Source organism: Pseudomonas sp. NY8896 (assembly GCF_039634505.1).
Genome location: NZ_CP132350.1, coordinates 516,492 through 529,110 on the forward strand (window position 1 = coordinate 516,492; position 12,619 = coordinate 529,110).

The 12,619-nt window shown below is 63.1% G+C and carries 13 protein-coding genes; 6 read left to right on the forward strand and 7 right to left on the reverse strand.

Annotated elements, in window-relative coordinates; all coding sequences use genetic code 11:
- Positions 1-103: 103 nt before the first annotated feature.
- From Q9451_RS02255 to Q9451_RS02265, 3 genes are all read right to left on the reverse strand, one after another.
- Positions 104-1,201, reverse strand: coding sequence for an AGE family epimerase/isomerase (locus Q9451_RS02255; RefSeq protein ID WP_041166604.1), 1,098 nt, complete (start codon positions 1,199-1,201; stop codon positions 104-106).
- Positions 1,202-1,244: 43 nt separating this feature from the next.
- Positions 1,245-1,880: a TetR family transcriptional regulator gene (locus Q9451_RS02260; protein ID WP_012274431.1), complete on the reverse strand. Its 636-nt coding sequence runs from the start codon at positions 1,878-1,880 to the stop codon at positions 1,245-1,247.
- A gap of 122 nt (positions 1,881-2,002) precedes the next feature.
- Complete coding sequence (locus tag Q9451_RS02265) at positions 2,003-2,500, reverse strand: hypothetical protein (RefSeq protein WP_012274430.1); 498 nt, start codon at positions 2,498-2,500, stop codon at positions 2,003-2,005.
- Between the two features lie 341 nt (positions 2,501-2,841).
- Here Q9451_RS02265 and Q9451_RS02270 point away from each other — a divergent pair, with 341 nt between their 5' ends.
- Positions 2,842-4,908, forward strand: coding sequence for an AsmA family protein (locus tag Q9451_RS02270; RefSeq protein WP_012274429.1), 2,067 nt, complete (start codon positions 2,842-2,844; stop codon positions 4,906-4,908).
- A gap of 111 nt (positions 4,909-5,019) precedes the next feature.
- On the opposite strand, the gene Q9451_RS02275 is transcribed toward Q9451_RS02270, so the two are convergent.
- Positions 5,020-5,550, reverse strand: a complete 531-nt coding sequence (locus Q9451_RS02275; protein WP_012274428.1) for a ferritin-like domain-containing protein — start codon at positions 5,548-5,550, stop codon at positions 5,020-5,022.
- 36 nt (positions 5,551-5,586) lie between these two features.
- On the reverse strand, positions 5,587-5,928 hold the full coding sequence (gene osmE / locus Q9451_RS02280; protein WP_004576961.1) for an osmotically-inducible lipoprotein OsmE: 342 nt from the start codon (positions 5,926-5,928) through the stop codon (positions 5,587-5,589).
- 122 nt (positions 5,929-6,050) lie between these two features.
- Between osmE and Q9451_RS02285 the strand changes: the two genes are divergently transcribed.
- Positions 6,051-6,941 carry a triacylglycerol lipase gene (locus tag Q9451_RS02285; protein WP_012274427.1) on the forward strand — a complete coding sequence of 297 codons (891 nt, stop codon included), beginning with the start codon at positions 6,051-6,053 and terminating at the stop codon, positions 6,939-6,941.
- On the opposite strand, the gene Q9451_RS02290 is transcribed toward Q9451_RS02285, so the two are convergent.
- Positions 6,938-7,810 carry a DMT family transporter gene (locus Q9451_RS02290; protein ID WP_012274426.1) on the reverse strand — a complete coding sequence of 291 codons (873 nt, stop codon included), beginning with the start codon at positions 7,808-7,810 and terminating at the stop codon, positions 6,938-6,940. The two genes, Q9451_RS02285 and Q9451_RS02290, sit on opposite strands and share 4 nt — an antisense overlap.
- Positions 7,811-7,972: 162 nt before the next feature.
- Between Q9451_RS02290 and Q9451_RS02295 the strand changes: the two genes are divergently transcribed.
- From Q9451_RS02295 to Q9451_RS02305, 3 genes are all read left to right on the forward strand, one after another.
- A complete protein-coding gene (locus tag Q9451_RS02295; RefSeq protein WP_012274425.1) occupies positions 7,973-8,761 on the forward strand; it encodes a helix-turn-helix transcriptional regulator in 789 nt (262 codons plus the stop codon).
- A 63-nt stretch (positions 8,762-8,824) separates the two neighbouring features.
- A complete protein-coding gene (locus Q9451_RS02300) occupies positions 8,825-9,112 on the forward strand; it encodes a PsiF family protein (protein WP_012274424.1) in 288 nt (95 codons plus the stop codon).
- A gap of 70 nt (positions 9,113-9,182) precedes the next feature.
- Positions 9,183-10,190: a membrane protein gene (locus tag Q9451_RS02305; RefSeq protein WP_012274423.1), complete on the forward strand. Its 1,008-nt coding sequence runs from the start codon at positions 9,183-9,185 to the stop codon at positions 10,188-10,190.
- Positions 10,191-10,226: 36 nt separating this feature from the next.
- Here Q9451_RS02305 and Q9451_RS02310 read toward each other — a convergent pair whose 3' ends face one another.
- Positions 10,227-11,498 (reverse strand): Hsp70 family protein, encoded by a 1,272-nt coding sequence (locus Q9451_RS02310; protein ID WP_012274422.1) that lies wholly within the window; start codon positions 11,496-11,498, stop codon positions 10,227-10,229.
- 164 nt (positions 11,499-11,662) lie between these two features.
- Between Q9451_RS02310 and cbpA the strand changes: the two genes are divergently transcribed.
- Positions 11,663-12,619, forward strand: coding sequence for a curved DNA-binding protein (gene cbpA, locus Q9451_RS02315; protein ID WP_012274421.1), 957 nt, complete (start codon positions 11,663-11,665; stop codon positions 12,617-12,619).

Sequence of the window (12,619 nt, forward strand, 5' to 3'; positions counted from 1 at the left end):
CCCGCTCCCACAGGTACTGTGCAATCCTTGTGGGAGCACCGGTCTTGCACAAAACCTAAAAGCTGGCGCGATCACTGTGGGAGCGGGTTTACCCGCGAATGCGTCAGTTCAGGCGCTGCAACCCTTCCAGGCAGGTCGCCAAATGATAGGGCGTAGTAGAGGGCATATCATGCCGACTCACCGCCCCCTCACCATCGCGGCACTCATACCAGCCCGCTTCCCGCAGGAACCGCGTTTGCAGCGCCTGCAACTGCCCCGACAGCTTTGCCTCGCCCCCCGCGCGCAACACAAGCGCTCGCAGGTATTCCGCCTGTGCCCAGATGCGCTGGGTGGCATCAAGCACCTGACCGTCCACATTCAGCATCGCCAACACCGCCGCATCGTTCACTCCGAACTGTTCGGCAAAGCCGAAAGCCCGGTCGATGGACGCATAAAGCGGCGTGTCACGTAGCAGCGGCGAGGTGTGCAGCAAGTAGAACCATTCGAACTGGTGCCCCGGTTCGAACCAGTTATCCACAGCCCCGCGTGGCTTTTCCAGCATCAGGCCGTGGGCCGGTTCGATGAAGTGCGCCTCAAGCGCCTCGCACAGTTGCAGCAGTGACTGGCGGACATGTTCATCGTCACGTACTGCCAGTACCTGCAGAAACGCCTCGGCCAAGTGCATCTGCGGGTTCTGCAGTGGGCCGCTGCCCAGGTCGGCCCAGTCTTCGCCCAGGCTGGCTTCGTACAGGCCGTCGTCACGGGCGAACTGCTGGTCGATGATGTCGAGCGCGGCGTTGAGGGTGGATTCCACCAGGCTTTCACGCACCTTGCCCCAGTAGTGCGCGCAGGCGAACACGATGAAGGCATGGGTGTACAGGTCTTTGCGCCGGTCCAGCGGCTTGCCCTGGGCGTCGATGCTGTAGAACCAGCCACCGTGCTCGGCATCGTGGAAGTGCTTTTGCAGCGAACGGAACAGGGCTGATGCGCGCTCGGCGGCGCCCGGTTGCCCGATACGGCTGCTGAACAGATACAGCTGGCGTGCGCAGGCCATGGCCCGGTAGCGCTGCACCGGCAAGGGTTGGTGCTGGGCGTCCAGCGCCTCGTAGGGCAGGGCCATGTCGGCGTTCCAGCCTGGGCCTTGCCACATTGGCACGATGCGTTCGGCGAAGTGCTGGTTGAAACGGGCCAGTTCGGGCAGGGTGGGGCGGGGGTCGGACATGTCGGCGCTCGTCGCTGTCGGGCAGGGCGCCATGTTAGCAGAACTAGGGTTGAGGGTTGCCCAAGCCCTGCCAATGCCGCGCCCCGACGAAGATGAAGCGCAACTGCTGGGTGATCTTTTCCTGCGGCGTCAGCGCCTGTGGGTAACCTGCTTCCGGGCTGTCGATAAGTTCGGGCAGGGTGGCGAACACGGTCTTCACTACCAGGTCGGCCATCACCGCCAGCGCGGCGCTGTCCAGGTGCTGCCAGCGCTTCATGCGCGCAAGGTCGGTGGCCAGGTCATCGCTTATGTCCTGGCGCAGGCGGGCAATGGCCTGGCGCACGGCCTGCGAACCGCCGTACTGTTCGCGGGCCAGGAACAGGAACTGCGCGCGGTGGGCGGCTACCACGTCGAGGAAGATGCGCACCGAAGCGTCGGTGATGCCGCCCAGTTCGAATTCGTTTTGCCGCACCAGGCGGATGGTCTGGCGGAAGGTGGTGTCGATTTCGGCCACCAAGGCCAGGCCCAGGGCATCCATGTCGGAAAAATGCCGGTAGAAGCCGGTCGGTACGATGCCAGCGGTCTTCGCCACCTCGCGCAGGCTGACACTGCCGAAACCACGGCCACTCTCCATGAGCAGGCAGGCTGCGTCGAGCAGGGCCTGGCGGGTCTGAAGCTTCTGTTCGGCGCGCGGTAGCATGATGCGGGCTTCTGTGACGGTAAGGCTGGGCACTCTAGATAAAAAAACAAAGCCCGGTCAATGGACCGGGCCTGGAGGGGAGCAAGCGTTGTGACAGAGGTTGTTCTTTTCGGCCATGGTGATCAGCTCACACGGCTGAGTTCAACCAGACGATCCGAGCCACCTTCGGCAACGCGGCCATTGCGTTCGATCAGGCGATCCGAGCCACCTTCGGCGACGCGGCCATTGCGTTCGATCAGGCGATCGGAACCACCTTCGGCAACGCGGCCACTGCGTTCGATCAGGCGATCCGAGCCACCTTCGGCAACGCGGCCACTGCGTTCGATCAGGCGATCGGAACCACCTTCGGCAACGCGGCCACTGCGTTCGATCAGGCGATCGGAACCACCTTCGGCAACGCGGCCACTGCGTTCGATCAGGCGATCGGAACCACCTTCGGCAACGCGGCCACTGCGTTCGATCAACCGATCGGAACCACCTTCAGCTACGGTTTTCAGTGGCTGGGCGATTTCGGCAGCGCTGGAGCGCGATTCGGCGGTCAGGTGTTGCTCGGAAGCCGGCAGGGCAAAAGCGTTGGCGGCCAAAAGGGACAGGGTCAGGGTCAGCAGGTGGCGTTTCATGATTTCGGTGCTCCTCTCGGGGGCTGGAAAGTGGGTACGAAGCCAATGCTACGCCGCGTAACGCCAGAGAGAAGTTCATACGGGTAATGGTAACAATCGACCGTATTGATAGAGGTTCGCAACGCCTCTAATCAGCGCCTTTCAGGCGCGCAGGCAAACCGCTGGCCGTGCCTCCGTTGGGTAACATGTACAGCCTGGCGCGATAAATTGCTGAGCAAAGGGCCAGGAAAAACTTCGCTATCATGGCGCCATCGATAAAACCCCATGGGTTTTCATGAGTCCGAGATATTGAGTGCCACTGAAGTGCCTGTTCTGTGTCATACCGCAAGGAGATTCACGCAATGACGCGTCCCGCCAGAATTCTCGTCTGGACCCTCACCAGCCTGTTCACCCTGCTGGCAATCCTGGTGGTGGTGATCGCCACCTTCGACTGGAACCGCGTCAAGCCGCTGCTCAACGAGAAGGTCTCCGAGGCCTTGCACCGGCCTTTCGCAATCAATGGCAACCTCGCTGTGCATTGGCGTACCGAGCCCGAAGAGGGCGGCTGGCGTGCCTGGGTGCCGTGGCCGCACTTCATTGCCGAGGACCTGACCTTGGGCAACCCGGAGTGGCTCAAGGAGCCTGATATGGTCGGCCTGGCGCGCGTGGAGTTCCGCCTGGCGCCGCTACCGCTGGTGTTCCAGCAGATCAGCATCCCCCGCATCAACCTTACCAAGCCTACCGCCAACCTCACCCGCCTGGCCGATGGCCGCGCTAACTGGGTGTTCGACTTCGGCCCCAAGGATGAAAACGCAGAACCTTCAAAGTGGCAGTTGGATATTGGCGCCATCGGCTTCGACCAGGGCAACGTCAGCTTCGACGACCAGACACTGAAAACCAGCATGAAGGTGCAGATCGACCCGCTGGGCAAGCCAATCCCGTTCAGCGACATTGTCGGCAAGGCCAGCGCCGAGAAGGCTGGCGCTGCGCAGGACTATGCCTTCGGCCTCAAGGCCCAGGGCCGCTACAAAGGCCAGCCAGTGTCCGGCACTGGCAAGATCGGCGGCCTGCTGGCGCTGCAGGACGCCAGCCAGCCGTTCCCGCTGCAGGCCGATGTGCGCATCGCCGACACCCACGTGGTGCTAGCCGGCACCCTGACCGACCCGCGCAACCTCGGCGCCCTCGACCTGCGCTTGCGCCTGTCGGGTGCCAGCTTGGGCAACCTCTACCCGTTGACCGGGGTAACCCTGCCGGACACGCCGGCCTACTCCACCGATGGCCGCCTCAGCGCCAACCTGCACGCGGCGCAAGGGGCGTCGTTCAATTACCAGGGCTTCAACGGCAAGATCGGCGACAGCGATATTCACGGTGACCTGGCCTTCGTCGCCAGCCAGCCACGGCCCAAACTGTCCGGCAAACTGGTATCGAACCAGTTACTGTTCAAAGACCTGGCGCCGCTGATCGGCGCCGATTCCAACGCCGAGCAGAAGGCCCGGGGTGGTGCCAGCAAGCAGCCGACGGGCAAGGTGCTACCGGTTGAAGAGTTCCGCACCGAGCGCTGGCGCGCGATGGATGCTGACGTCACTTTTGCTGGCAAGCGCATCGTGCACAGCACGCAACTGCCGTTCAATGACCTGTCGGCCCACGTGATACTCGATGACGGCCTGCTGCGCCTGGAGCCCCTGCGTTTTGGCGTGGCCGGTGGCAGCCTGGCCTCCAATATCCGCCTTGACGGGCGCAGCGTGCCCTTGCAGGGCCGGGCACAGTTGACGGCACGGGGTTTCAAGCTCAAGCAACTGTTCCCCACGTTTGCGCCGATGCAGACCAGCTTTGGCGAATTGAACGGCGATGCCGACATCACGGGCCGTGGCAACTCGGTGGCAGCCTTGCTGGGTACGGCCAATGGCGACCTGCGCATGCTGATCAACGATGGCGCCATCAGCCGCAGCCTGATGGAGATTGCCGGTTTGAACGTGGGCAACTATGTGGTCGGCAAGCTGTTCGGTGATGAGGACGTGAAGATCAACTGCGCGGCAGCCGATGTGGGTATCAAGGATGGCCTGGCGACTACGCGGCTGTTCATCTTCGATACCGAGAACGCGATCATCTACATCAACGGCACCGCCAATTTTGCCTCCGAGCAGTTGGACTTGAAGATCACCCCGGAGTCGAAAGGGCTGCGGTTGTTCTCGCTGCGCTCGCCGTTGTACGTGCGTGGACCGTTTGCCAAACCGAGTGCCGGTGTGCAGGCGCTGCCGCTGGCGTTGCGCGGCGCGGGAATGGTGGCGCTGGGTGTGGTGGCCGGGCCGGCGGCAGGGTTGCTGGCACTGATTGCGCCCAGCAGCGGGGATGATCCAAACCAGTGCACGCCGTTGTTGCAGCAGATGAAAGCGGGCAAGGCACCGGCGGCGGTGAAAGGGCGGAAATAGCAGGGGGCCGCTTTGCGGCCCATCGCGACACAAGGCCGCTCCTACAGGGGTACGCGATCCCTTGTAGGAGCGGCCTTGTGTCGCGATGGGCTGCACAGCAGCCCCTAACGATTACAACCCTTGCAACAGGTCGGACATGTCGTCCGCGTGCTCTTCTTCCTGCGCCAGAATGTCTTCGAAGATGCGCCGCGTAGTCGGGTCTTTATCGCCAATGTACTGAATGATCTCGCGGTAGCTATCAATGGCAATCCGCTCCGCCACCAGGTCTTCCAGCACCATCTCTTTCAACGAATTGCCTGCCACGTATTGGGCATGCGAATTCTTGGTCAGGTTATCGGGGTTGAAGTCTGGCTCGCCGCCCAACTGCACGATGCGCTCGGCCAGCTTGTCGGCGTGTTCGGCTTCCTGGGTGGCATGCTCCAGAAACTCCTCGGCTGCCACGCTGGCCTTGATGCCGCTGGCCATGAAGTAGTGGCGCTTGTAGCGCAGTACGCAGACCAGCTCGGTGGCCAGCGACTCGTTCAGCAGGCGCAGGATCTCTTTGCGATCGGCGTGATAGCCCTCGGTCACGGCGCCTTGCTCTACATGCTGGCGGGCACGTTCGCGCAGGGTTTTCACATCGGTGAGTTCAACGTTGCTCATGGTTATCTCCAGCAGGGGTCAGGTTGGGGCATTGGCTTATGCGCCATGCAAGGCGTCGCTGTCTTCCTGGCGTTGCTTGCAGGTCTTGAAGCCTTTGGCATCGACATGGCCGGTGGCGTCGAAGCGCACGTAGTAAGGCTGCTGTTTGCCATCGCGGTTAAGGATGTAGTCGTTGCAGGTGCCCCCGTGCGGCAGGTCGATCACGTTCGACGGGCTGCCGCCAATGGCGATGACCTTCTGCATGGTCATACCGTTCTCTACCTGCTTGACCAGCGGCTCGTCGCGGTAGGTGACGTAGTCCACCGGGTTTTCCGGGCGGCTGCCGCAGGCGGCCAGGGTGGCGCTTGCCAGAAGGATTGCCAGGGTCTGCTTGTACATGGTCCCGCTCCTTGCAAAGGGTCTGTGTGGTTTGGAACCACAGCGCACGCCGGGAGTTCGATTGCGATGGCCATGATGGCCGCTGTAGTGTTGGCCGGTCGTTCACGCAAAGGGGCTGGGTGATGCCACAGGAATTGGCCACGCGATACCCGTTGGTGCTGGTGCCGGGCATGCTCGGGTTTGTCCGGATGGTGCTCTACCCCTACTGGTTCGGCATCGTGCCGGCCCTGCGCAAGGGTGGGGCGCAGGTATTTCCGGTGCAGGTTTCGCCGCTGCATTGCAGCGAGGTGCGCGGTGAGCAGTTGCTGGCGATCATCGAAGACATCTGCCAACGCACCGGCGCCGACAAGGTCAACCTCATCGGCCACAGCCAGGGCGCCCTGAGTGCACGCTACGCCGCGGCCAAGCGGCCTGAGCGGGTGGCTTCGGTCACCTCGGTGGCCGGGCCCAACCATGGCTCGGAACTGGCCGACCACCTGGCGCGTACGGCACCGGGCGATTCACCCCAGGGGCGCATCCTCAAGGCCGTGCTGCATGGTTTTGCCGTTTTGCTGGTATGGCTGGAAACGGGCTGGCGCCGCGAGCCGCTGCCGGTGGATGTGCATGCCTCGCACCAGTCGCTGACCAGTGCCGGGGTGGCACTGTTCAACCAGGCTTATCCACAGGGCCTGCCGCAGACCTGGGGTGGGGAAGGGGCCCATGAGGTCAACGGCGTGCGCTATTACTCTTGGTCGGGCACCTTGCAGCCTGGCCTGACCGACCAGGGGCGTAACCGTTTTGACGGCAGCAACCGTTTCTGCCGCCTGTTCGCGCGCAGTTTCATCAAGGAAAAGGGCCAGTGCGACGGTATGGTCGGGCGTTTCAGTTCGCACCTGGGGCAGGTGATCGGCGACGATTACCCGCTCGATCACCTGGATATCGTCAACCAGTCGCTCGGCGCCGTGGGCAAGGGCGCCGAGCCGGTGCGGCTGTTCACCGAACATGCAGCCCGGCTCAAGGCTGCGGGGCTTTAGCGGCGGATCGGTGTGGTCCAGCGCTCGGCCAGCACTACGCCGGCCAGGGTCAGCAAGCCGCCGACCAAGTGGTAGCTGGCCAGTTGCTCATCAAGCACCCCGGCGGCGATCAGCGCAGTGACCAATGGCAGCAGGTTGAAGAACAGCGTGGTGCGGCTAGGCCCCAGGCGGTGCACGGCCTGCATCCACACCCGTGGTGCGATCATCGAAGCCAGCACGCAGGCATACAGCACCAAGCCGATGTTGTGGCTGTTCAGGCCGGTCTTGTCCGACAGCAGGAACAGCGGCAGCAACACGACGATGGCCACCAGCACCTGCAGGTACAGCAACTGCATCGGCGGCAGGCGCAGCTGCCATTTCTTCAGCAGGAAGCTGTACAGCGCATAGGCCAGGGTAGCCACCAGCATCAGCAGGTCGCCGCTGTTCAGCCCTTGTTGCAGCAGGCTGGCGGGGTGGCCGGCGCTGACCACCTCCAGTACCCCGAAGAACGATACCAGCGCACCCAACAGGGCGCCGTAGCTCAGGCGCTGGCCCAGCCAGGCGATGGACAGTGCCAGTGACATCAGCGGCATCAGCGAGAGAATGATGCCCATGTTGGTGGCGCTGGTGATGCCGGCGGCGAAGTAGGCCAGGCTTTGGTACATCGCCATGCCCAGTACGCCGAGCACGAACACCTTGCCCAGGTGCGGGCGGATGGCCGCTCGGTTGCGCCACACGGCGGGCAGCAGGAACGGGGTGAACAGCAAGGCAGCCAGCAGCCAGCGATAAAAGCCGATCTCGGCGGGGTGGATGGCGCCGGCGGACATCTTGGTGACCACGGTGTTACCGGCCCAGATGAGGATGGCGGTGAGGGGGAACAGGTAATTCATGTTGCAGAGATTCTCTGAAGTATCGCGATGATTTTTTGGAGCGCTGTGCGCCCCTTTTGCGACACAAGGCCTGCGCAGCAGGCCCCGATGGCAGCCATTATCAACTGTCTGTCTAAAAGCCTATACTTCCATCCAGACAACCCACCCTGCCAAGCAGACAGCATGCCGCGCAAATACCTGGACATCCCTCAGTTCACCCAGCTCCCGGCCCCGGTGTACTTCCGCCACGATGAGTTCGTTGCCGACACCCACAGCGCCGTGCACTGCCACGCCTGGGGTCAACTGAACTACACCGCTCACGGCGTGATGCATCTGGACGTTGCCGGCCAGCGCTTCCTGTCACCGCCAAGCTACGCCGTGTGGGTGCCGCCCGACACCGCGCATGGTTGCTACAACCCGCAGGCCATCGTCTACCGCTCCATCTACCTCGACCGCAGCCTGTGCGCCGCGCTGCCACGGCAACCGTGCAGCTTGATGATCAGTGACATTCTCAAGGCCATCCTCGCCGACTTCGCCCGCCGCGACCTCAAGGTGGCCGAAGACCCGCGCGACCAACGCCTGGTGCAGGTTCTGCTCGATCAATTGCTGCTGGCACCCACCCAGGCCTGCTACCTGCCGTTTGCCCACAGCGATGGCTTGCGCCAGGTGCTCGAAGCGCTCAGCGCCGAGCCTGGCGACAACCGCCCGTTGGCCGACTGGGCTGCCCGAGTGCATGTCAGCGAACGCACCCTGGCCCGCCAGTTTCTGCGCGAATTGGGCATCAGTTTTGGCGAATGGCGCTTGCGCCTGCGTTTTTTGCGCGCCATCGAAGCGCTGGAAGCTGGCCTGCCGATTCAGGCCATCGCCTTCGACCTGGGCTACAGCAGCGCTTCGGCGTTCATCGCCATGTTCCAGCGCCAGGCCCAATGCACGCCCGAGCAATACCGCCGGCAGGCGCGGGCGGGGCGCTGAGAATTCTTGGCTACACTCAGCTCGACCCCCGTGCATCGGGCGCGGAGCCAAGGAGACCACTCCATGAAAGTGCTGCACATTCCATTGCTGGCGTTGGCTGTGTTGTTCAGCGCCCAAGGCTTCGCGGCCAATACCGCGCAGCAGGAAAAAATGAAAACCTGCAATGCCGACGCCACCACCAAGGCCCTGAAGGGCGATGAGCGCAAAGCCTTCATGAGCACCTGCCTGAAGAAGGATGTGCCGCAAACCCAACAAGAGAAGATGAAAACCTGCAACGCCGACGCCACCACCAAAGCCCTGAAGGGTGACGAGCGTAAAGCCTACATGAGCGACTGCCTGAAGAAGAAATGACCTGCGCCTATGCCTGCGCCGCCAAGGCTGGCAGACTGCGGGCATTCCCGCTGTCTGCCGTCGAGGCTGTATGACCTTTACCCCCCGTCAGATCACCCTGGCCAGCCTGATCATCGTCATGGCCGGGCTGCTGCTGGCTTTGCCCCTGAAGTTGCTGCCCAGCCTGCTGGCCGGCCTGCTGGTGTTCGAACTGGTCAACATGCTGACCCCGCGCCTGCAGCCGCTGTTGGCTGGGCAACGCGCGCGCTGGCTGGCGGTGGCACTGCTCGGCACGCTGGTGGTCAGCACCCTGACGCTGCTGATTGCCGGTGCCTTCAGCTTTTTGCTGCACGAGGCGGAGAACCCCGGCGCCTCGCTGGACAAGTTCATGGCCTTGGTCGAGCGTGCCCGCGGCCAGCTGCCACCCTTCATCGAAGGCTACCTGCCCGCCAGTGCCGCAGAGTTCAAGGTCGCCATCGGCGACTGGATCAAGAGCCACCTGAGCGATTTGCAACTGGTGGGCAAGGGCATGGCGCACATGTTCGTCACGCTGCTGATCGGCATGATCCTCGGCGCCATCATCGCCTTGCAGCGCATTCCCGATGTTTCCCGGCGCAAGCCCCTGGCGGCGGCGCTGTTCGAGCGCCTCAATCTGCTGGTGAAGGCGTTTCGCAACATCGTCTTCGCGCAGATCAAGATTTCGCTGCTCAACACGGCCTTCACCGGCATCTTCCTGGCGGTGGTGATGCCGTTGTTCGGTGTGCACCTGCCGTTGACCAAGACGCTGATCGTGCTGACCTTCCTGTTGGGCCTGCTACCGGTGATCGGCAACCTGATGTCCAACACCCTGATCACCATTGTCGGCTTGTCGCTGTCGATCTGGGTGGCGGCGGCAGCGCTGGGTTACCTGATCGTCATCCACAAGGTCGAGTATTTCCTCAACGCGCGGATCGTGGGCGGGCAGATCAGTGCCAAGGCGTGGGAACTGCTGTTGGCGATGCTGGTGTTCGAGGCGGCGTTCGGGCTGCCTGGGGTGGTGGCAGGGCCGATCTACTATGCCTACCTGAAGAGTGAGCTGAAGCGGGCGGAGCTGGTCTGACAGCGTGCTGGGGCTGCAAAGCAGCCCCAAGATGGCTCAGGCTGCGCCGTAACGCTTGCGGGCCTCGATGGCCAGGCCGCTACCAATGCTGCCAAAGATGTTGCCTTCCACATGCCGCGCATTCGGCAGCATCGCCGACACGCTGTTGCGCAGCGCCGGAATTCCGCTGGAACCCCCGGTGAAGAACACCGTGTCGACCTGCCCTTCGCTCACGCCAGCCTTGGCCAACAGCTCGGTCACGCTACCGCGCACCCGCTCCAACAGGCCGTCGATGGCCTCTTCGAACAGCGCACGTGTCAGTTCTGCCGTCAGCTCGGGCTCGACGCGGCGCAGGTCGATGCGGCGGCTGTCGTGCTCGGTCAGTTCGATCTTGCTGGCTTCCACTTCCATCGCCAGCCAGTGCCCGGCGCGTTGCTCGATCAGTTTGAACAGGCGGTCGATACCGAAGCTGTCCTCGATGTCGTAGCGCATGCTGCCCAGCGCCAACTGCGACTTCTGCGAGTACAGGGCGTTGATGGTGTGCCATGTGGCCAGGTTGAGGTGGTAGCTGGTGGGCATCAGCGCGCCGCTCTTCATGCGGCTGCCGTAGCCGAACAGCGGCATCACGCCCTGCAGGCTCAGCTGTTTGTCGAAGTCGGTACCGCCGATGTGCACGCCGCCGGTGGCGAGGATGTCGCTCTGGCGTTCGGCGACCAAGTGGCGCTCGGGCGACAGACGGATCAGGGTGAAGTCCGAAGTACCACCGCCGATGTCGACGATCAGCACCAGCTCTTCGCGGCTGATGCTCGACTCGTAGTCGAAGGCTGCGGCAATCGGCTCGTACTGGAACGAGACGTCCTTGAAGCCGATCTTGCGCGCTACTTCGGCAAGGGTATCTTCTGCTTCCTGGTCGGCGGCCGGGTCTTCGTCGACGAAGAACACCGGGCGGCCCAGCACCACCTGGTCGAATTCACGGCCCGCAGCGGCTTCGGCACGTTTTTTCAGCTCGCCGATGAACATGCCCAGCAGGTCCTTGAACGGCAGGGCGCTGCCCAGCACGCTGGTGTCGTGCTTGATCAGCTTCGAGCCCAGCAGGCTTTTCAGCGAGCGCATCAGGCGGCCTTCGTAGCCTTCCAGGTACTCGTGCAGCGCCAGGCGGCCATACACCGGGCGCCGCTCTTCGATATTGAAGAACACCACCGAGGGCAAGGTGATCTTGCCGTCTTCCAGGGCAATCAGCGACTCCACGCCAGGGCGGTGCCAGCCGACCGTGGAGTTGGAGGTGCCAAAATCGATGCCCAGGGCGCGGGCCGGGGATACGTCAGACATGGGAAATCAGCTTCCGGAGCGAAAACGGCCGCGCAGTTTATGCCACTTGGCTACAGAATCAAGACCAGTCGTCTGCCATGGGGCAAACCCAAGGCGGTCTTGAAAGGCTATGCTTGACCCCTATCTTCTGTTGCAACACGCACATTCACATTGGTGATCCACAGATGGACTTCAAAGACTATTACAAGATACTCGGCGTAGAGCCCACGGCGGACGACAAGGCGATCAAGGCCGCGTACCGTAAGCTGGCGCGCAAGTATCACCCCGATGTCAGCAAGGAGCGCGACGCCGAGGACAAGTTCAAAGAGGCCAACGAGGCCTACGAAGTGCTGGGCGACGCGCAGAAACGTGCCGAGTTCGATGAAATTCGCAAGTACGGCGGCCAGCATGGCCGGCCGTTCCAGGCGCCACCGGGCTGGGAAAACCGTGGCGGTGGCGGTGGCTTCGAAGGCGGCGATTTCTCCGACTTCTTCAGCTCGATCTTCGGTGGGCGCGGGGGCGGCAACCCCTTCGGTGGCGCTCGGCAGCAGCAACGCAGTGCAGGCAGGCGGGGGCAGGACGTGGAGCTTGAACTGGCAGTGTTCCTTGAAGAAACCCTGAGCAAGGAGTCCAAGCAGATCAGCTTCCAGGTGCCGCAAACCAATGCCATGGGCCAGCGCACCGGCTTTACCACCAAGACCCTGAACGTGAAGATTCCGGCCGGGGTGACCGACGGCGAGCGCATTCGCCTCAAGGGCCAGGGCGCACCGGGCAGCGGTGGCGGGGCCAATGGCGACTTGTTCCTGACCCTTCGCATGGCGCCGCACCCACTGTTCGATGTCGAAGGCCATGACCTGATCATCACCGTGCCCTTGGCACCGTGGGAGGCTGCCCTGGGCGCCAAGGTGGCGGTACCGACCCTGGAGGGCAAGATCAACCTGACCATCCGCCCGGACAGCCAGAGCGGGCAGCGCCTGCGCGTACCCGGCAAGGGCCTGGCGAACAAGCAGGGCGAGCGCGGCAACCTTTACGCGCAGCTCAAAGTGGTGATGCCGACCACGTCTGACGAGTCTACCCGTGAACTGTGGGCCAAGCTTTCCGAAAAGGCCGCGTTCAACCCGAGGGCACAATGGAGTAAGTGA